This is a genomic window from Paenibacillus sp. P5_B5 (genome assembly GCF_056400365.1).
Map to the genome: position 1 here is coordinate 145,623 of NZ_JBFULK010000011.1, position 19,564 is coordinate 165,186.

General features: G+C 41.1%; 18 protein-coding genes. 17 read left to right on the plus strand and 1 reads right to left on the minus strand.

What is annotated here, in order from left to right; translation table 11 throughout:
- Positions 1-36 precede the first annotated feature (36 nt).
- From AC1DOK_RS15795 to AC1DOK_RS15865, 15 genes are all read left to right on the plus strand, one after another.
- Positions 37-960 carry an ABC transporter permease gene (locus AC1DOK_RS15795; RefSeq protein ID WP_477555255.1) on the plus strand — a complete coding sequence of 308 codons (924 nt, stop codon included), beginning with the start codon at positions 37-39 and terminating at the stop codon, positions 958-960.
- 60 nt (positions 961-1,020) lie between these two features.
- On the plus strand, positions 1,021-1,872 hold the full coding sequence (locus AC1DOK_RS15800) for a carbohydrate ABC transporter permease (RefSeq protein WP_477555296.1): 852 nt from the start codon (positions 1,021-1,023) through the stop codon (positions 1,870-1,872).
- 71 nt (positions 1,873-1,943) lie between these two features.
- Positions 1,944-3,539 (plus strand): extracellular solute-binding protein, encoded by a 1,596-nt coding sequence (locus tag AC1DOK_RS15805; protein WP_477555256.1) that lies wholly within the window; start codon positions 1,944-1,946, stop codon positions 3,537-3,539.
- 79 nt (positions 3,540-3,618) lie between these two features.
- A complete protein-coding gene (locus tag AC1DOK_RS15810; RefSeq protein ID WP_477555257.1) occupies positions 3,619-4,431 on the plus strand; it encodes an MBL fold metallo-hydrolase in 813 nt (270 codons plus the stop codon).
- Positions 4,432-4,471: 40 nt separating this feature from the next.
- Positions 4,472-5,326: a DMT family transporter gene (locus tag AC1DOK_RS15815; RefSeq protein WP_477555258.1), complete on the plus strand. Its 855-nt coding sequence runs from the start codon at positions 4,472-4,474 to the stop codon at positions 5,324-5,326.
- A 339-nt stretch (positions 5,327-5,665) separates the two neighbouring features.
- The gene (locus AC1DOK_RS15820) at positions 5,666-6,523 is read left to right on the plus strand and encodes a 3-hydroxyacyl-CoA dehydrogenase family protein (RefSeq protein WP_477555259.1); all 858 of its coding nucleotides are present in this window, start codon (positions 5,666-5,668) and stop codon (positions 6,521-6,523) included.
- A 33-nt stretch (positions 6,524-6,556) separates the two neighbouring features.
- The gene (locus AC1DOK_RS15825) at positions 6,557-7,336 is read left to right on the plus strand and encodes an enoyl-CoA hydratase/isomerase family protein (protein WP_477555260.1); all 780 of its coding nucleotides are present in this window, start codon (positions 6,557-6,559) and stop codon (positions 7,334-7,336) included.
- Positions 7,337-7,347: 11 nt separating this feature from the next.
- Positions 7,348-8,532, plus strand: a complete 1,185-nt coding sequence (locus tag AC1DOK_RS15830) for an acetyl-CoA C-acetyltransferase (protein WP_477555261.1) — start codon at positions 7,348-7,350, stop codon at positions 8,530-8,532.
- Positions 8,533-8,545: 13 nt separating this feature from the next.
- The gene (locus AC1DOK_RS15835) at positions 8,546-10,093 is read left to right on the plus strand and encodes a class I adenylate-forming enzyme family protein (protein ID WP_477555262.1); all 1,548 of its coding nucleotides are present in this window, start codon (positions 8,546-8,548) and stop codon (positions 10,091-10,093) included.
- A gap of 24 nt (positions 10,094-10,117) precedes the next feature.
- Positions 10,118-11,344 carry an FAD-dependent monooxygenase gene (locus AC1DOK_RS15840; protein WP_477555263.1) on the plus strand — a complete coding sequence of 409 codons (1,227 nt, stop codon included), beginning with the start codon at positions 10,118-10,120 and terminating at the stop codon, positions 11,342-11,344.
- A gap of 33 nt (positions 11,345-11,377) precedes the next feature.
- Positions 11,378-11,962, plus strand: coding sequence for a hypothetical protein (locus tag AC1DOK_RS15845; RefSeq protein ID WP_477555264.1), 585 nt, complete (start codon positions 11,378-11,380; stop codon positions 11,960-11,962).
- A gap of 53 nt (positions 11,963-12,015) precedes the next feature.
- Positions 12,016-12,966 carry a fumarylacetoacetate hydrolase family protein gene (locus AC1DOK_RS15850; protein WP_477555265.1) on the plus strand — a complete coding sequence of 317 codons (951 nt, stop codon included), beginning with the start codon at positions 12,016-12,018 and terminating at the stop codon, positions 12,964-12,966.
- On the plus strand, positions 12,963-13,463 hold the full coding sequence (locus tag AC1DOK_RS15855; protein WP_477555266.1) for a DinB family protein: 501 nt from the start codon (positions 12,963-12,965) through the stop codon (positions 13,461-13,463). Before AC1DOK_RS15850 ends, AC1DOK_RS15855 begins: the two co-directional genes overlap by 4 nt.
- Positions 13,464-13,477: 14 nt before the next feature.
- Positions 13,478-14,593, plus strand: a complete 1,116-nt coding sequence (locus AC1DOK_RS15860) for a cupin domain-containing protein (protein WP_477555267.1) — start codon at positions 13,478-13,480, stop codon at positions 14,591-14,593.
- Positions 14,590-15,870: a phenylacetate--CoA ligase family protein gene (locus AC1DOK_RS15865; RefSeq protein WP_477555268.1), complete on the plus strand. Its 1,281-nt coding sequence runs from the start codon at positions 14,590-14,592 to the stop codon at positions 15,868-15,870. Before AC1DOK_RS15860 ends, AC1DOK_RS15865 begins: the two co-directional genes overlap by 4 nt.
- 91 nt (positions 15,871-15,961) lie before the next feature.
- Here AC1DOK_RS15865 and AC1DOK_RS15870 read toward each other — a convergent pair whose 3' ends face one another.
- Complete coding sequence (locus AC1DOK_RS15870; protein ID WP_477555269.1) at positions 15,962-17,989, minus strand: peptidoglycan D,D-transpeptidase FtsI family protein; 2,028 nt, start codon at positions 17,987-17,989, stop codon at positions 15,962-15,964.
- Positions 17,990-18,152: 163 nt separating this feature from the next.
- Here AC1DOK_RS15870 and AC1DOK_RS15875 point away from each other — a divergent pair, with 163 nt between their 5' ends.
- Positions 18,153-18,473, plus strand: a complete 321-nt coding sequence (locus tag AC1DOK_RS15875) for an ArsR/SmtB family transcription factor (protein WP_477555270.1) — start codon at positions 18,153-18,155, stop codon at positions 18,471-18,473.
- 19 nt (positions 18,474-18,492) lie between these two features.
- The gene (gene arsB / locus AC1DOK_RS15880) at positions 18,493-19,554 is read left to right on the plus strand and encodes an ACR3 family arsenite efflux transporter (RefSeq protein ID WP_477555271.1); all 1,062 of its coding nucleotides are present in this window, start codon (positions 18,493-18,495) and stop codon (positions 19,552-19,554) included.
- Positions 19,555-19,564 lie beyond the last annotated feature (10 nt).

The window sequence follows — 19,564 nt, forward strand, 5'->3', positions numbered from 1 at the left end:
GATTTACGAGTGATTTTATTTAGGAGGAGGTCAGTCATGTATAAGAAGAAAGGCTTTTTTTACGAGCTCAATAAAAATAAAATATTGTTTTTAATGATAGCGCCGACATTAATTTTTTTCTTAATTAATTCGTATGCTCCAATGATTGGCATCTATTATGCCTTTACAAGCTATGATTTTGCTGGTGGGCTATTCGGCAGTCCTTTTGTCGGGTTGGACAATTTTAAGTTTTTAACGCAATCAGGAATTTTATGGAAGCTGACATTTAACACAATTAGTTACAACATCGTATTTATTGTATTAGGCAATGCGGTCTCGATCTTTGCAGCGATCCTGCTTAGCGAGATTAGCGGCAAGCTATTCAAAAAGCTTACTCAATCCATCATGTTTCTGCCGTATTTTGTATCCTTCGTACTGATCAGTGTACTGGCGTTCAATATGTTTAATTATGAATCAGGCTTCGTGAATCAAGTCCTGAAATCGTTCGGACTCGATTCCGTAGACATTTACAATACACCATGGCTCTGGCCAATTCTGATCACTTTGTTTTATATTTGGAAAAATTTAGGTTATTCCATGGTTATTTATCTGGCTACCATTACAGGAATCAGCGATGAGTATTACGAAGCCGCCAAAATTGACGGTGCGAATATTTTTCAACGGACCTGGCATATTACCATACCAATGCTGAAGCCAACGTTTATCATTCTGCTCTTATTTGCGCTCGGAAGCATTATGAAAGGACAATTCGATCTGTTCTATCAGCTTGTCGGGAACAACGGAACGCTCTTCAACGTGACGGATATTGTCGATACTTATGTTTATCGTTCTTTGAAAATTAATTTTGATATTGGCATGGCAACCGCAGCAGGATTGTATCAGTCTTTCTTGGGATTTGCATTGATTATGACTGTGAATTATATCATCAAAAAAATTAATGAGGATTATGCATTGTTTTAAGTTTAGGGAGGAGGGATTACATTGGTTGACAACATTCTGAGTACTAAAGTTTTCCGTACGATGGGTTATCTTGTTATTACATTTTTCGCACTGATCTGTCTATTTCCTTTCCTTCTGATTATTTCTGGCTCATTGACAGCTAACGAATCGATTATTCGCGACGGGTTTCACTTGATTCCGAAAGCATTCTCGCTGGAAGGTTACCAAATGGTATTTATGTTTCCAACTCAACTAATCAAGGCTTATGGCGTTACGATAATTGTGACCGTCGTTGGAACTCTGCTTGGTCTGTTTCTCATTACGATGGCAGGTTATGTGCTGCAGAGGAAAGATTTCAAGTACCGCAATAAATTATCCTTCTTCATTTATTTCACAACGCTGTTTGGAGGGGGACTCGTGCCCTGGTACATCATGCTGACCAAATACTTTCAGCTGACAGACACCTATGCTGTACTGATATTACCTGGTCTGATGACACCTTTTCTCATTATTTTAATGAAAAACTTTATCAAATCTGCGATTCCCGAAGAGTTGATCGAATCAGCCAAAATCGATGGCGCAAACGACTTTAGGATCTACTACAGTGTCGTGCTGAAGCTTGCTATGCCTGGAATAGCGACTGTCGGTCTGTTCCTTGCTCTGACGTACTGGAACGACTGGTTCATGTCTTCTTTGTTCATTAATGACGCTAGCATGTATCAGCTTCAATACTACTTGTACAACACGATCAATACGATGATGTTCGTTTCTCAAATGGCCACTGGAACTGGGGTAACCCTAGGGCGCGATATTCCGACAGAATCAACCAAGATGGCGATGGCGATCGTCGTTACAGGACCAATTGTTTTCTTATATCCGTTCGTGCAGCGATATTTTGTGAAGGGATTAACGATTGGTGCGGTGAAAGGTTAGTACCGAAAGCAAACGTAAGAAACTCGTGTGCGATCGGCTGACATATATAGCAATTAAAAAGGAGGATTTACATGAAAAAAGGGAAAAAGATCATCTCATCAGTCTTAGCCTTGTTATTTTTACTCACAATGGCCATGACTGGATGCAGTACTACTACGAAGGAAACGGGGGCAACACCACAAGCAAAAGAGACAAACAAGCCTGAAAGCACGTCAACTCCTGCACCGAAGGAGCCAGTTGGAATCGACACTTCCAAGAGAGTGGAGCTTCAGTTCTATATGCTGGGCGATGCCCCAAAGGATTTAAAGAAGATTGAGGAGGAAATTAACAAGCTGGCTATAGCAGATTTAAATGCCACCGTTAAATTCAACTTCACAACCTGGACAGACTACGATCAGAAGTACAAGCTCCTGTTGTCCTCAGGGCAGCCGGTTGACCTGATCTTTACGGCAGAATGGGTGAATTACCAGTCATATGCGAAGAAAGGGGCTTTCCTTCCGATAGATGATCTCTTACCGAAGGCTGCGCCTAAGCTGCAAGCATTTGTACCGAAGGATTTTTGGGAAGCAGTCAAGGTTGACAAGAAAATTTACACTGTTCCAGCTATCTGGAAGGAGTATGTAAATGATGGTATTGCCTATCGGGAAGATTTGCGCAAAAAGTATAATTTGCCAAAGCCGGAATCACTCGAAACCCTAGAGCAGTATTTGGAAGGCATACGCAAGAATGAACCGGATATGTTGCCTCTGGCGGATACTGAGGTCAGTCATAGAGATCCCGTCCGTCAAATGACATCCAAAACAGTGAATTCCAACGATATAGTTCCATATGGACTTAACATCATGTATGACAATCCAAGAGACGTAACCTCCTATTGGGGCTCTCCGCAGCATTTGGAAGATTTAAAAATGTTCAGAAGATGGCAAGAAAAAGGGTTCTTTATGAAGAATATGCTGAACATTAAAGATAGTGGTCATGATATATTTGCCGTTGGTAAAGCCGCAGCAATTTTAGGAAGTGAGAATCCAAACCGTTTTGGTGATTCTATTGTCAAAGTGAAATCACTGCACCCGGATTGGGAGCTAGGTTATGCCCCATATCCAAATATAAAAGGGTTCTCATCACCCGTTCACCCGATTCATAATGGCTTTGCAATCCCACGTAGCAGCAAGAATCCAGAAAGAGCGCTTGCTTTCTATGAGAAAATGGTCACGGATAAACGCTACAATTGGCTGACGCAATACGGTATCGAAGGCAAGAATTTTGAAGTTGAAGATGGGAAATATTACAAAATGCTTGGTGATGCCCAAACAAACGGCTTCCAAAGAGAAGGCATGAATGGATGGGCCTGGAGAAATCCGGACTTCATGTTGTTTGACAAGAGCTTTGATATTGTGCTTGACATGTTCGCTGAATTAGATAAGATAGCCAAGCCAAATATTTTCCAAGGCTTCGGAGAGGATTGGACGCCTTATCAAGCGGAGAAGGCAGCCGTTCTGCAAGTTGAAAAGCAATACTTATATCCTTTGACTGATGGTATTGTAGCTGATGTTGAGGGCGGCCTGAAACTATTTATGGAAAAAGCCAAGCAAGCAGGATTAGATAAGATTCAAGCCGAATACAAGAAGCAGTGGGTGCAGTATTTAGATGATTCAAACATTAAGTAAGCTAGTCTAGAGTTACTTTGAGAGAACAACAGAACTAACGTTCTGTTGTTCTCCTATTACAAGGGGGGGGACAATATTTATGAAGATTCTTTTTCATGGAACAGCTGCATTTGAAGGTATTCCATCGTTGTTCTGTCATTGCGAGACATGTAAACAAGCCAAAGTACGAGGTGGGAAAAATATCCGTACTCGCACTTCGGTCTTGATTGATGAAGTACTTAAGATCGATTTTCCGGCGGACACATTACATCATTCAATTCGTGATTCTGTAGATATGGATAAGGTTCGTGATTTATTGTTTACACATTCACATTCCGATCATTTGTATCCTGAAGATTTACTTATTCGTGCTTTTGGTTATGCCCAATTTATGGAGGAGGAAGAACTCCATCTGTATGGTCACGACTTGCCAATTAAGAACTGCAGTCAATTGCTTGCCACAGAATTCCATCGATTTCAATTCCACAACTTGAAGCCATTTGAAACGATACAAACGCAAACAGCTACAATTACCCCATTGCTTGCTAACCATGATCCTAAAGAAACTTGCTTATTGTATTATATAGAAAAGGATGGCAAAACCATTTTCTATGGTCACGACAGTGGCTGGTTTCCCGAACAGACTTGGGACTGGTTAAAAGGAAAGAAACTGGATCTTGCTATTCTAGAATGTACGACTGGGAATGCCCCACAATGCGACGTTCATATGAATGTCGAGGATACACTAAAAACACGGGAATGGTTAATCGAGAATCATGTTATGAAAGCAGAAGGACGAATCGTAGTCACTCATTTCTCTCATAATGCTCATCTGCTGCATGAAGATTTGGTTCAAATTTTTGAGCCGAATGGTATCACGGTAGCCTATGATGGGATGCAACTGGAAATATGAGTTAGCGCATAAGTGAAATGAGGATCTTTCGATGATTTCAATGGCAGTCTTATTAGTTCTATTTTCAGGTATCACACATGCGGTATGGAACCTATTTACCAAGAGAAGTCTGAATAAATACGTATTTCTCTGGTCGATTCATATTGTTGGTACACTTGCTCTATTACCATATTTTATAATCGAACTGCTCCAAGTTGAGCTGACAGCAGAGACAATTGGCTATATGGTGATATCTGCTTTTTTTCAAGGGATGTACTTTATATTCCTCTCCAAATCGTATTCCTATGGTGATTTATCACAGACCTATCCGATCATGCGAGGTACTGGCGTCATGTTAGTGACCTTGTTAAGTGTTGTGTTATTCGGGGATTCATTATCTCTAGTAGGCTGGATAGGCTTTTGTTGTATCATAGCAGGGCTCTTTATTATTAGTGGAATAGTTAATCGTCATGCAAATCAAGGGAAATCGGCTCATTCCATATCCATTCTGTATGCAATTGTAGTAGGGATATGTGTTGCGGGCTATACATTAATGGATAAACTGATTGTCCAGCAATTATCGCCACTATCTACACTTGAATTATCCAATATTAATTATGTTATCGTTGCTTTCTTCATGGTTATAAGAGCCGGACGCAACCAAATCATAAGGGAATGGCAACAAAACTGGAAAATGATCTTGATTGGTTCTATTTGCTCACCAGCATCTTATTTTATGTTTCTGATGGCGATGAAGCTTGCTCCACTAGCCTCAATTGCGCCAATACGTGAAATTGGAACTGTCGTAGGTACGATTCTTGGCATCCTTGTACTGAAAGAAAAGCAAGGGCTTCGAAGAATTATCATGTCGGCTGTGATTACCACTGGAATCATTTCCATTGCCTTATGGGGATAATACGGATCTATGAACATTACATACGATGAGGAACAGGAATTTTAATAAGATACTTTATGGATCGAAAAAAGCGTGACCGTTTATTTATCAATCATAAGATTGGTAATTAGACAGTCACGCTTATTCTCGTTAATCAGAAAGGGTAAGTTTTTGTTCATCCTACATGGTGATTGAAAGTTGTATCAATTTTTAGTTCACCATGAACATATTCGCTTGATAGTTCTTCCATTACAATGAAACTGTAGAATCAATATGTTAACTAAGCGGTAATAATTCGGTTGGTGTGTGTAGATAATATACAGATTATTCAAATAATATTCTTGAGAAGGAGATTGAGACATGACACAAACAGTCATAGGTGTTGTTGGAGCAGGCACAATGGGGAGCGGAATTGCTCAGCTTGCTGCACAAAAGGGTTATTGCGTTACTTTATTCGATATCAATGAGTCATTAGTTCAAAATGGTTATAAGAGAATTGAGTCGGCTTTAACTAAACTTATAGACAAAGGCAAGCTAACTGAATCGGACAAGGATGCTACGCTTTCGCGTATCCAAACTACCTGTGCTTTAAAAGATCTATCGAGTGTAAACGTTGTAATAGAAGCTGTTGTTGAGGATCTGAAGGTAAAGCAAGATATATTCCGTCAACTCGATGAGCTACTGAGTCCTGAAGTCATTCTGGCAACGAACACATCTTCACTCTCAATCACTTCCCTTGCTGAAGTTACCAAGCAGCCAGAGCGTATAGCAGGTATGCATTTTTTTAATCCGGCTCCGGTAATGAAGCTGATCGAGGTTGTTAGAGGATATAAATCGAGTGATGAAACAATAGCTACACTGATGCAATTGTCCCGTGATTTAGGTAAAGAACCCATTGAGGTAAAGAAGGACTCACCAGGTTTTATTGTTAATCGGCTTATGATTCCGCATTTAATTGAAGCTATTCGTTTACTTGAAGAGGGAGTTGCTTCTGCTGAAGATATTGATAAAGCAATAACACTAGGACTCAATTATCCAATGGGGCCATTTGCATTACAGGACTTTGCAGGTGTCGATATAGGCTTACATGTTATGGACTATTTCTACGAAGAGTTTAAGGATGATCGTTTCGCAGCACCAATTTCATTAAGACGATTAGTCCGTGCAGGACGTCTTGGCAAAAAGACGGGTGCCGGTTGGTATGACTACAATAAGTAATGAACGAATTTGATCAATAAGGAGAATAAAACTATGACCTATGAGACATTGGAATATTCCTTAAACGGAAAAGTAGCCTTGATCAGCTTGAATCGTCCATCAATGAATCCCTTAAATAAACAGTTATTTATCGAACTAATTCAAATAATGAATGAAATTGATCATAACGATGAGATTCGTGCTGTGATCATTACTGGAAAAGGAGTGCGCGCGTTTGCTGCAGGAGCTGATATGTCCGAAATGAAGGGCTTGGATGCGAATGAAATGAGTAAGTGGAATCAGATATCAAGTCGTGCATTTAATCGAGTGGCAAATATGGGAAAACCCGTTATTGCTGCAATTAATGGACTTGCGCTCGGCGGAGGATGTGAGTTAGCGCTTTGCTGTGATTTTCGTATTTGCTCTGACAACGCCAAAATCGCGCTACCTGAAATTAATTTAGGCATCATTCCTGGTGGTGGTGGTACTCAGCGATTACAACGACTCGTTGGTCAAGCTAAGGCGAAGGAGTTGCTCTATTTTGGAGATATGATTAACGCAGAAGACGCACTCTCGTGTGGATTAGTTAATAAAGTCGTTCCACTAGAAGAGTTGGTGGATGCAGCACAAGAATGGGCTAACAGATTGGCAGAAAAACCGGCTGTCGCACTTCGAATGATGAAGAAAGCGGTAGACACAGGAGCTGAATTGGACTTAAATCAGGCACTTGAGCTGGAGTCACTATGTTTTAGTAACACGTATACGACACAGGATCGGATAGAAGGAATGACAGCTTTCTTTGAAAAACGTAAACCTAATTATGTTGGCTATTAGGAGCTGATATTATGAAGGCAACAGATATTGTTTTGATTGAGGGAGCAAGAACACCTTTTACCCGCTTTAGTGGATCTTTTCGAGATATATCAGCAATTGATTTGGCTACTATTGCCTCTAAAGAGGCGATAACGAGAAGTAAGGTGGAACTGGAAGAGATCGATCATGTCGTATTTGGCAATGTTATTCAGTCAAGCCCGGATGCTGTGTTTTTTGCCCGTCACGTAGGGTTAAAGACAGGAATTCCCACTCATGTACCCGCTCTGACAGTTAATCGGCTATGTGGTTCCGGTTTAGAGTCAATTACATCGGCAGCAAGATTGATCATGTCGGGTGATAGCGAGGTCGTACTTGCTGGTGGTGCAGAGAATATGAGCCAGATTCCTTATGTCGTGCGAGGCGCTCGTACTGGGTTAAAGCTGGGTGCTGCTCCTATGCAAGACTATTTATCGGAAGCACTCTATGATTCCTACGGGGATTGCACAATGTCAGGTACAGGAGAAAACGTTGCAGCACGCTATAGTATTACGAGAGAGGAAGCAGATGAACATGCTTTCTATAGTCATCAGAAAGTGCTTCGTGCGATGGAATCAGGTAATCTTCAAGAAGAAATTGTTCCTGTGTCCGTTGTAGACAAGAAAACAACGCGATTGGTTGTTCGTGATGAGCATCCTAGAACAGATACGACTAGGGAAACTTTAGCTAAGTTACCAACTGCTTTTAAACAAGGTGGCGTGATTACGGCTGGAAATGCAAGTGGTATCAATGATGGAGGAGCGGCTGTCGTGATGACATCAGCTGAGTATGCTGCAAAGCGAAATTTGAAGCCAATAGCGCGATTAGTTTCTTGGAGCGCAGTTGGTGTAGAGCCGAAGTATATGGGAATCGGCCCCGTTGAGGCGATACGTCAAGCTTTGAAAAAAGCTGATATGACGTTAAATGAACTGGACTTGATTGAAATCAATGAGGCATTCTCAACGCAGTACTTGGCATGTCAGAAAGAACTAGGTTTCAACCCTGAAATAGGGAATGTGAACGGAGGGGCAGTCGCGCTTGGACATCCGTTAGGTGCTTCAGGAACTCGAATTGTTCTCGCTTTGCTGTATGAATTAAAACGTAGAAATAAGAAATTTGGTGCTACCTCTGTATGTATCGGCGGAGGTCAAGGTATTGCAGCAATATGGGAAAGACTCTAAGGAGGGGAAGGAAATGGGTGAAGGCAGATTTTCCTTGACCATCCCGCAGCTTCTGCAAAGAGCATACAAGGAAAGCCCAGATCATGAGGTCATATTCGATGGTAAACGAAGGATGTCTTATAGAGAACTTCAACAGGAGTCGGAACAACTTGCAAGTGCATTGTATGAACAAGGCTTGCGCAAAGGGGAACGGGTAGGAGTCAGTTTACCGAATTGGTACGAGAGTATTGTTATTTACTTCGCAGTAGCGTCCATTGGGGCTATTCTTGTTCCATTCAACCCGAGATATCGGCTTCATGAAGTGGAGTTTATCCTGGGTAATGCTGATCCTAAGTTTCTTTTTGTTAGTTCCGATTTTACGCATTGTCTCGATAGCAGTATGGTAACAGCCAGGACAATCATAGCGGTTCGCTTTGCTCATGAGGAGTATCAAGATTATGAAACGATGCTTGATAAAGGTAAAGTGGGCACTCTTCCAGAAGCCTTATTCCCGGATTTAAACGATCCGTTTGCAATTCTGTATACATCGGGGAGCACGGGAATACCCAAAGGCGTTATACTTAGTCATCAAAATATTAGCTATACGAGCATAATTACAGCAGAGGGCTTATCTTGTACTTCGAAGGATGTTTTCTTGGTACCTGTTCCATTATTTCATGTGTTTGGCATTGTGTCTTGTCTGGTTTGTACAATCGCGTGCCAAGGACGTATGGTTCTCATGCAAAGGTTTCAAGCGAAAGAAGCGTTATCCATAATCGAACATGAACGGGTTACGATTCATCATGCAGTACCCACTATGTTTATTATGGAATTAAACGAACCTGACTTCGATTCCTTTGATCTAAGTTCATTAAGGACAGGAATTATAGCAGCAGCACCTTGCCCAGTTGAGACCATACGACAAATACGTACTCGAATGGCTTGTGATATATGTGTCTCTTATGGTGCTACAGAAACATCAGCTGCCTTGACGATGACTGGCTTTACAGATGACGAGAATTTAAAATCGGAGACAGTAGGCAGAGTAGTCGAAGGGGCAGAGATCAAAATTGTCAATTCGTGTGGAGAACTTGCAGCTACCTGGGAGGTTGGCGAAATCCTATGTAAAAGTCCAGGGCTAATGATCGGATATTTCAATGGTACCAATGAGAACGAAACAATAGATTCGGAAGGTTGGTATCATTCGGGGGATCTTGGCACATTAGATGAAAGCGGCTTCTTGCGAATCGTTGGTCGACAGAAGGAAATGATTATACGTGGTGGATACAATATTTATCCAAGAGAGATCGAAGAGCTACTCTATGAACATCCTTACATACTGGAGGTAGCCGTAATAGGTATACCAGATCCTGTAATGGGTGAGAAATCCTGTGCGGTTATCAAACTGAAGGATACAAATGTGAATGAGGATGGAATTAAGGACTTTTTAAAGGGAAAACTAGCGAACTATAAAATTCCGGACAAGATTATGTTTACTGAGGAACTGCCAGTGACACCGAGTGGTAAAATCCAGAAGGTTGAGCTGAAGAAACGAATATTAATGGAGCTGCAATCGGATTAATAGATATATCGAGGAGGTAACCTTGTGAACTCACAGAAACAATTTCAGCGTACAGTAATGGTGATTGGTGCAGGTCCTGTCGGTATGACAGCGGCACTCGCACTACAAAGCTTTGGGATTCAGGCTACCATTGTGGAAGCAGATCCGCAAGAGAGAAGTCGTCCTGGCAGCCGTGCAATCTATATTCATAAAGAAACCCTAAAATTACTAGAGCAAATCAAATCAGGGCTAGGTTTCACACTTGCTAAACATGGAATCGTATGGCCAGTTAAACGCACAATGTTCAAAGGCAAAGATGTATATGTCAAAAAATATCCGGCACCTCATCCAAGTGAACTCCCAGCATTCACAAGCCTTGCTCAAGTTGAAATTGAAAAGTACTTATATCAAGCCTGCCTTGATATGGGTGTTGAATTCGTCTGGAACACGCCTATAAAGCATGTGAAGACGGATTCGAATGTCGTTACATTAATAACGGATTCAGGTGAGGAATGGACATCCAAATATGTGATTGCTGCGGACGGTTCACGTTCTGTTATTCGTAGTGAGCTTGGTATCAAGTTGGTCGGTCCACGTTCTAACGATTCATTCCTTGTTGTGGATGTGAAGGAGGATACAGATAATCCACTGCCAGTCGAGCGGACGTTCCATTATCAGCATCCTGAGATGGGCGGTCGAAATGTACTTTATGTACCATTCGCAGGTGGCTGGAGAATCGATTTACAACTTCTAGAAGGTGATAATCCGGAAGACTTTGGTGGCATTGATGGCGTAAAAAAATGGTTGCCTAAGGTAATGGATCCGAAGTATGCAGAACGTATTACTTGGGTTTCTACGTATCAATTTTACCAAGTAGTAGCGGATTCATTTACAGACGCAAATCGCAAAGTTCTGCTCGTAGGTGAGGCAGCCCATTTGTTCGCTCCGTTCGGTGCGCGAGGTTTGAATTCAGGAGTTCCAGATTCCTTATTGTCTGCTAGAGGAATTGCCGAGGCTCTGAAGGCAAATAGCAGAGATGAAGCCGATCAAGCCATACTATCAGTGGCGGAGGAACGTCAATTTGCAGCTGAGTATAACCGGGATTGTGCGGGTATTGCACTAGAGCACATTCAAGGGAGTTCTACCTACATGAATAACAAGCGGGAGCTTGCAGCATCCTTATCCTCCATCGTACCTAATCTTGGTAAATGGTTGGACGAAGGTCCGTACGGGCCGAGAACAAATCATGTGAAAATGACAACAAAATACTAATAAATTTACAAATCTATCTTGGGAGATGGTAGTATGACAGAATTTATGGCGGCCGCTAATAGATATGCCCCATATCCGCAAGATCAGCATGTTTCGACTTTGGCTCTGAGAATCCAAAATATCCGGTGGTATGTGGCATATGAACAACAATCCAAAATGCTTGTGGAAGGTTTTGTTGGAGGATTCAGACAGGCGATTGAAATACCTGAATTTTCAGTTAGATGGCTATCGTTAAATGAACTACAGCCTGTTTGTGACTACATTAATTTGTCAGAAAGTCCTCTATGGGATCAATTATCGCCGATTCCAGAGCGTTTACGACAAACTGCGGAATCTGCAGGGCTAACAGACCAGCTTCTTTTCATTTGCAATGAATTGCTAGAAAAAGTGTTTCATTCTGCTTTTGACGGAGCATTTATTGCTTTTGAAGCTAATGGAGATTTAACGGTGAAATACGCTGTTGGAACAGCTCTTTATATAAGTGGCCTTGCTCTGGGATGGGAGCTGCTTGCTGCTGCGGGACTATTGGGTCCCAATCCATTTATTCCTTTGATCGCAATCTTTGAATCTGGGCATTGGCCGATTGGTTTGTACGATAACGAATTTTATGTGCGATAAAAAGTAGATCCAAGACTACCAAGCAATAGTCTTCCAAAAGGAGAGAACTGAGTATGCGTTTGACCACTTTTAGCTATGAAGGTAATCAAAGAATAGGTGCTTTAATGGATGAATTGGTTATTGATTTGAACTATGCATGTGAAGAAATGCTGAGCGCGCAAGGACAGTTGCGGGCTAAACCGATTGCTGATGCTTATGTTCCAGCGAATATGGTGGATTTTTTACGAGGTGGGGAACAAAGCTTGGTCATGGCTAAGGCAGGAGTTGATTTCGTAATTCAGAGCGAAAAAACGTTTGAGCGCAAAGTCGTACATCCAATTATCAATGTGCGATTAGAAGCTCCTGTTCAAAATCCTGCCAAAATGATCTGTGTCGGTCATAATTACCGAGAGCATATCCTAGAAATGGGAAGAGAAATACCGAAATATCCTGTTATTTTCGCAAAGTTCGCGAATACCATCATTGGCCCTCAGGATGATATTCCGTTATATCCGATATCGGATCAACTGGATTACGAAGCAGAATTTGCTTTTGTAATTGGCAAACAGGCTCGTAACGTAAACCAACAAACTGCACTAGATTATGTTGCGGGGTACACCATTGTAAATGACGTTACTTATCGTGATCTACAGCGCAGAACGATTGAATGGCTTCAAGGGAAAACAGTGGAAGGAAGCGCGCCGATGGGCCCCTCGCTTATAACCAAAGACGAAATTATCAATCCAGAAGAGCTGGAAGTCGTATTGACTGTTAATGGAGAGGAACGCCAGCGATCGAATACCAAGAATCTAGTATTTACGGTTCCATATCTGGTGGAATTCCTTTCATCTATTATGACACTCGAACCCGGTGATGTTGTTCTAACAGGAACGCCAGGGGGTGTCGGTGTCGCACGTGACCCTCAAGTTTTTCTACGTGAAGGGGATGTTGTGCGTATCGAAATTGATCAATTAGGTGTACTTACGAATCAGGTTAAAAGAGCGGGACAGGAGGAAACAAGATGAGTAAGGCACAAGGAGCAATCGAGGATATTAATCGCCTGTCAGACTTAATAATGAATCAAGTGACTGGTTTAACAGAATCGCAGTTACACTGGAAACCTTCTGAAGAGATCTGGTCGATCATGGAATTATTATGTCATGTGGATGAGATTGTTCCTTACTGGTTGCATGAATTACAACGTGTCATCGAATCTCCAGGAATTGAATGGGGGCGTAACCACCTAGATGAAGGTAGATTGGCTGCTGTAGCTTGTTCCAAACAACGCAATTTAGATGACGTCCTGACTTGTATTCAACACAATAAGCAGGTTTCCAAAGATGTTCTTGCTTCTATTCGTGATGAGGAGCTGTTGTTAGAAGCTCCTAGTCGTAATCCGCGTTTTGGGACTAAACCAATGATGTTTATTGTTTCGCATTTATTGGTAGATCATTTGCAAACGCACTTGAATCAGATACAAAGGAATCTTGAGCGGTATGAAGCTGCAAATCACCATATTTAATAGGGGGCAGTCAAATGGAAAAGAATAATTTTTTTCAAAGTCAGCAGGTTCAGGATTTCAATAAGAGTATCGAACAATTTCATTTAGGTCCGCTGTGGCATGCAATTCCTGATCTCATGCATCATGAGCCTGAACCTCAAACTATTGCTTATCTGTGGAAGTGGGAAACTCTTTATGCCAAGCTCATGGAGGCTAAAGCCATTTTTACTCCCGAACGAGGCGGAGAAAGACGTGCGATATATCTTCAGAATCCTGGACTTAAGAACCGTGAGCCCTGGGGATGGGCGTCGACTACCCAAACTCTATATGCAGCTGTACAACTTATTCTTCCTGGTGAAACAGCTCCTTCTCATCGTCATACACAATCCGCACTCCGATTTATTACAGAAGGAGAAGGTGCATATTCGATTGTTCAAGGCGAACGGATATTCATGGAGGAGGGTGACTTCCTTACAACACCGCAAGGATTATGGCATGGTCATTCTCACACAGGAGAAGTACCAATGATTTGGATGGATTGCCTCGACATCCCATTTATTTATGGTATTGGCGGTACTTTCTTTGAACACTATCCAGAGAAAATAGAACCCCCATCTGTCCCAGATAACTATACGGCTAAACGCTATGCAGGTGGTATGGTGAGACCTATTTCCGACCGTAAACCGAAAGTAGCACCACTTGGCAGTTATAAATGGTCATTGACTCAGCAAGCATTAGATGGTTTAAGTGAATTCGAACCTGATGAATACGATGGTTATGCTGTTGAATATATGAATCCATCCACAGCTGAGACGTCACACCCGAATATCGCCTCTTGGATGCAGAAGCTTCCAGCTGGATTTATAGGTAAAGCGCATAGACACACAAGCGCTACCATTTATCATGTATTTAAAGGATCAGGATATTCCGTGATTAATGGTGTTAAATTTGATTGGTCGCAAGGGGATTATTTTGTAGTTCCGAATTGGGCTTGGCATGAACATGTCAATACATCAAATACTGATGCATATCTGTTCTCTTGCAGTGATCTTCCTATTATGGAAAAGTTTAATCTGCAACGGGAAGAGGCTTATGTAGATAATAACGGAAGTCAATCTATTGATGATACTTTCGTCCCTTTATTACCATGAATAAAGCAAAACACTTATTCCAAGTCCATGAAGACGAAGTCGATCTTAAATCATATCAATTGCATAAATTGAATCAGCTTATGGTTTTTGTTTTGCAGAATAATGAGTTCTATCAGACTAAACTAAGTGATGTCACTTTACCACTTAGGTCTTTGGCACAAATGCAAGCTATTCCCTTTACTACTAAAAAAGAGCTAGCTGAAGACCAAATAGAATACGCTCCGTTTGGCCGCAATCATACTTATCCGGAATCAAGTTATATTCGTTACCACCAAACATCAGGAACTTCAGGCCGGCCTCTTAAAATATTGGATACGCAGGAAAGCTGGAAATGGTGGGAAGACTGCTGGTATGAGGTATTCCAATCAGCGAGAGTAACAAGTCAAGATCGATTGTTTCTTGCCTTCTCCTTTGGTCCATTTATTGGCTTCTGGGCTGCTTATGAGGCAGCTAAGAAAGCGGGTGCTTTGGTCTTTACGGGTGGTGGACAATCGTCTAAAGAAAGACTGCACAGTATCATTGATAATAAAGTAAATGTATTGTTATGTACGCCAAGCTATGCACTTCATTTAGCAGAAATTGCAGAGCATGATGKGATTGATTTAACAAAATCTACTGTGCATACCATCATTACAGCAGGAGAGCCAGGGGGTTCCATTCCTACAGTTCGTCAGCGAATTGAGAGCCTATGGAATGCCAAACTGTTCGATCATGTAGGTATGACAGAAATCGGAGCGTACGGATATTCTTGCTCTGAACAAAATGGAATCCATGTGAATGAGTCTCAATTTCTAGCAGAAGTTATCAATCCCGACACCTTAGAGCCTGTTCAAGCTGGCGATAGTGGAGAGCTAGTTTTGACTAATCTTGGGCGCTATGGCTATCCCTTAATTCGATACCGAACAGGGGATATGGTATTGAAGGGTAGCGAATCATGCGCTTGCGGCAGTCCGTATCAATTATTTGTTGGAGGTATAACTGGACGCGCGGATGACATGGTGATCATTAGAGGGGTTAATATTTTCCCGCAATCGATTGAAGCGATTGTCCGTGAATTTGTAGAGATTACTGAATTTCGTGTTATCTTTTACACTGTGAAAGAAATGAATCAAGTAAGGGTTCAGATCGAAGCGAGGGAAGATCTAGTCAACGATTTGAAGGTTTGTCTTCGTGAAAGAATCGGTCTACGTATCGAAGTAGAACAGGTAAAAATTGGAACACTGCCTCGTTTTGAATTGAAATCAAGACGTGTTGTAGATGAGCGGAGAACAAAATGATTGTAGACAAAGGTGCAGATCGAACAGTCAGGTTCGTACTGCACCTTTTATTGGTCAAGTCTGTTCAAATGAATAAAGCGACCTTCTAAGCTCAATCGAATCCAATATATTGCTGATAGGCATCAAACATTTTACGTGCAATTGGGGCTGCACCGTAAGCACCAAATCCACCTTCAGGGACAACAACAGCTAATGCGAGTGTTGGATTCTCAATCGGTGCGTAAGCAATAAATACGGCGTTATCTACTTGTTTTCTATTAATCTCTTGTGTGGAAGTTCCTGTTTTAGTGGCAACCGTGTAGTTTACGCCATCAAAGCCTTGTTTTCGTACATCTTTCATACCTTTCTCTAAGATATCCCAATATTGTTTGGGAAACTCTGTATCTTCTAATAAGATTGGCACAAACGTTTGGACGGTATCTCCATCATAAGTTGTTATCTTGTCAACAAACTGTGGCTTCATTCGTTTCCCTTTGGATCCAAGAGTTGCAGCATACTGAGCTAACTGCATGGTTGTGTACTTCTCATTTTGTCCCCATGATGCACGCACTAACGCTGATAATGAACCTTCGGATTCAGCCAATGTCTGATACTCACTCAAACCTTTATACTCGCCAGGTAACCCTGTACCTGTAAGAACACCTAAACCGAATTTATTAAAGTATTTATCTAATACTTGGATACCTTTTTTCTGATCTCTTTTGTATAGTTTAAAGCCTATTTCTTCTGCCATAAAAGTATTTGAGGAAACGCGTATGGCATCTGTCGGCCCAATAGATCCATGTGCAACATTACCCGAGTTCTGTATTCTAGCCTCTTTACCTACGGCACCATATGTAAAGGAGCCGGAATCGTAGTATTTCGTAGCTGGCGTTATCAAACCTTCGCTTAGACCCATAATAACGGTTAATGGTTTAATAACGGAGCCCATATAAACAATCGAACTCAGATGCTTTACACGCTGTTCTTCAGGAAGTTTAGGAAATGCTGGTCGAATGGTTCCATTATTAATAATCGGTTTAATATCATCATAATCACTTTGGGAAATCCTCGGAAACCATTTATTCGTATCATAATCTGGCATAGATGCCATTGCGATGATTTTACCCGTCTTGACTTCCATTGCAACTGCATAGCCCGTATAAGCATTGGGATTGTTATAATACTTGGGCGCTGTTGAGGTTCGCATATAGGCTAGATGATCCATGATCGCTTTTTCCGTAACGGTTTGGATATCCTTCTGAATGGTTAAATATAGATTATGGCCTTTCTCAGGCTTTGTAATCTCAGGCTTGCCTATAATCCGATCTCCTGTATTAACGGGATATGTTTTAGTGCCAGATTTGCCTCTTAGTTCATCTTGGTACATGAGCTCTAACCCATCAAAACCAACGAATTCTTCTGGAACATATTCATTGGTAAGTGATGGATCCTTGTATTTATCTAAGCCTGATTTATCTTCCTTACCTACACTATAAGGCCTCATAAACCCAACTAACTGTGCAGCTAATGTGGTGCCATCATCTTCAGTTGAATACGCTCGAATACTCTCCTCCGAAACTTCCAACCACTTCAGATCATCCCGATGCTCCATGATGTAAGCTACTTCTTCCTTGGATAAATCAGCTTTAATTCGGCGAGGTATCCAGATTGAACCAGGTGCTTTCGTATCTGTTTGATTCAAATCATAACCAACATCCATCGTTGTAATGATTTCAGCTGCAGTTGGCTTGGATGAAGCGGGATTTCCTTTGTCTCTGAAGATTCTTTCAAGTTCATACGCAAGAGCGACAACCTCATCTCTCATCCTACTTTGGCCAACCTCTACACGGAAAAATACAGATTGTACGGAAACCGTATAGGCTAGGGGGAAAGAGTCCTTGTCATAGATATTTCCACGGATTGGAATAATTTGTACAGGTCGATATAATAGCTTATTCTTGGCTTCGATTAGTGCTTTACCTTCGACAAACTGTAATACAGCTAATCGGACTAATAAAGTGGAGAATAAGATAAAGGTTATAAAGAAAAATAAATTAATTCGAAAGGAAAAATGCCGTTTTCTCGTCAATTCTTGCTTCTGTGGATTATTATCTATATGAAATAAACTAGGTTTCATATCTATTAATCTCCTTTGTACATATAAAATTTGGGAAGTAATAATTTACCAATTAAGTATAACAGAAAATTCTATTATTTTATAATTCTATAATGTAAATAATCGCTTGCATATATAATCATTTACTTATATAATGTTGTTAAAAAAAGGAGGTTGATAATAGATGAATACAATTGAAACCATCGCAGATCACTTGAAATTATTAGGTGATAAAACACGTCTGAATATTGTTTCCATTCTGCTTCAGAAAGATGCTTGTGTGTGTCATCTGGTCGAAATCCTTCAAACTACGCAACCGAACATAAGTCAACACATGCGGAAACTTAAAGATGCAGGGTTTGTCAAAGAGAATAAAAAAGGGCAATGGAACTACTATTCGCTTCAGATAGAGGATAAGCCATATGTTAAGGCTGTTTTAGCTTACTTACCGGAACTTGATGAGCAAGCGATGAGCATTTTGAACGGACTTCCATGTGAGAATTAAATGAAGGGAGTTGTACCAAGTGGGTCAACAATCCAAGAGATTATCATTTCTTGATCGATATCTAACCTTATGGATATTTAGTGCAATGATTATGGGGGTAATATTAGGCTCCTTTATACCATCCATATCTAATTCATTAACGAAAATGCAGGTAGGTACAACATCAATACCAATTACTATCGGTCTCATAATCATGATGTATCCACCGCTTGCTAAAGTACGATATGAGAATCTCGGGCGTGTATTTAAAGATTGGAGAGTACTATTGCTATCTTTAATTCAGAACTGGATTATCGGGCCAATTCTTATGTTTATACTTGCTATAACCTTCTTAAGTGATATGCCCGAGTATATGATTGGTCTGATCATGATCGGTCTCGCTCGATGTATTGCAATGGTTATTGTCTGGAGTGATCTGGCGAAGGGCGATCCAGAATATACAGCAGGTCTTGTTGCTTTCAACTCGATTTTTCAAATCATTTTTTATTCCGTATTTGCCTACATTTTCATCACTGTATTGCCTGGTTGGTTTGGTATTCAAGGTGTTGAAGTGAATATTACAATGGGTCAAATCGCGGAAAGTGTCTTCATCTATCTAGGGATACCGTTTATCGCAGGGTTCTTAACACGGTTTATTTTAAGAAGAATTAAAGGGGATGACTGGTACAACAATACGTTTATTCCCCGAATTAGTCCTCTGACATTGATTGCTTTGCTGTTCACGATCGTTCTCATGTTCTCACTAAAAGCCGAAATGATGGTATCTTTGCCGCTAGATGTAGTGCGCATTGCAATTCCATTGTTACTTTACTTTGTGATTATCTTTTTGGCCTCATTCTATATTTCTCGTAAAATAGGAGCTAGCTATCCTGTATGTTCATCGCTTTCCTTTACAGCGGCAAGTAATAATTTCGAATTAGCCATTGCTGTAGCGATTGGTGTATTCGGTATAAACTCAGGTGCTGCCTTTGCTGCTGTTATTGGTCCATTGGTAGAGGTTCCCGTCTTGATTGGACTTGTCCATGTAGCCCGATGGTTTGAAAGAAAGTACTTCATAAATAGACCTTCCAATTACTCATAAACAGAGGAGA

Coding starts and splice junctions, on each gene's coding strand:
- AC1DOK_RS15795 (WP_477555255.1), top strand. CDS start 37: ATGTATAAGAAGAAAGGCTTTTTTTACGAGCTCAATAAAAATAAAATA.
- AC1DOK_RS15800 (WP_477555296.1), top strand. CDS start 1,021: ATGGGTTATCTTGTTATTACATTTTTCGCACTGATCTGTCTATTTCCT.
- AC1DOK_RS15805 (WP_477555256.1), top strand. CDS start 1,944: ATGAAAAAAGGGAAAAAGATCATCTCATCAGTCTTAGCCTTGTTATTT.
- AC1DOK_RS15810 (WP_477555257.1), top strand. CDS start 3,619: ATGAAGATTCTTTTTCATGGAACAGCTGCATTTGAAGGTATTCCATCG.
- AC1DOK_RS15815 (WP_477555258.1), top strand. CDS start 4,472: ATGGCAGTCTTATTAGTTCTATTTTCAGGTATCACACATGCGGTATGG.
- AC1DOK_RS15820 (WP_477555259.1), top strand. CDS start 5,666: ATGACACAAACAGTCATAGGTGTTGTTGGAGCAGGCACAATGGGGAGC.
- AC1DOK_RS15825 (WP_477555260.1), top strand. CDS start 6,557: ATGACCTATGAGACATTGGAATATTCCTTAAACGGAAAAGTAGCCTTG.
- AC1DOK_RS15830 (WP_477555261.1), top strand. CDS start 7,348: ATGAAGGCAACAGATATTGTTTTGATTGAGGGAGCAAGAACACCTTTT.
- AC1DOK_RS15835 (WP_477555262.1), top strand. CDS start 8,546: ATGGGTGAAGGCAGATTTTCCTTGACCATCCCGCAGCTTCTGCAAAGA.
- AC1DOK_RS15845 (WP_477555264.1), top strand. CDS start 11,378: ATGACAGAATTTATGGCGGCCGCTAATAGATATGCCCCATATCCGCAA.
- AC1DOK_RS15850 (WP_477555265.1), top strand. CDS start 12,016: ATGCGTTTGACCACTTTTAGCTATGAAGGTAATCAAAGAATAGGTGCT.
- AC1DOK_RS15855 (WP_477555266.1), top strand. CDS start 12,963: ATGAGTAAGGCACAAGGAGCAATCGAGGATATTAATCGCCTGTCAGAC.
- AC1DOK_RS15860 (WP_477555267.1), top strand. CDS start 13,478: ATGGAAAAGAATAATTTTTTTCAAAGTCAGCAGGTTCAGGATTTCAAT.
- AC1DOK_RS15870 (WP_477555269.1), bottom strand. CDS start 17,989: ATGAAACCTAGTTTATTTCATATAGATAATAATCCACAGAAGCAAGAA.
- AC1DOK_RS15875 (WP_477555270.1), top strand. CDS start 18,153: ATGAATACAATTGAAACCATCGCAGATCACTTGAAATTATTAGGTGAT.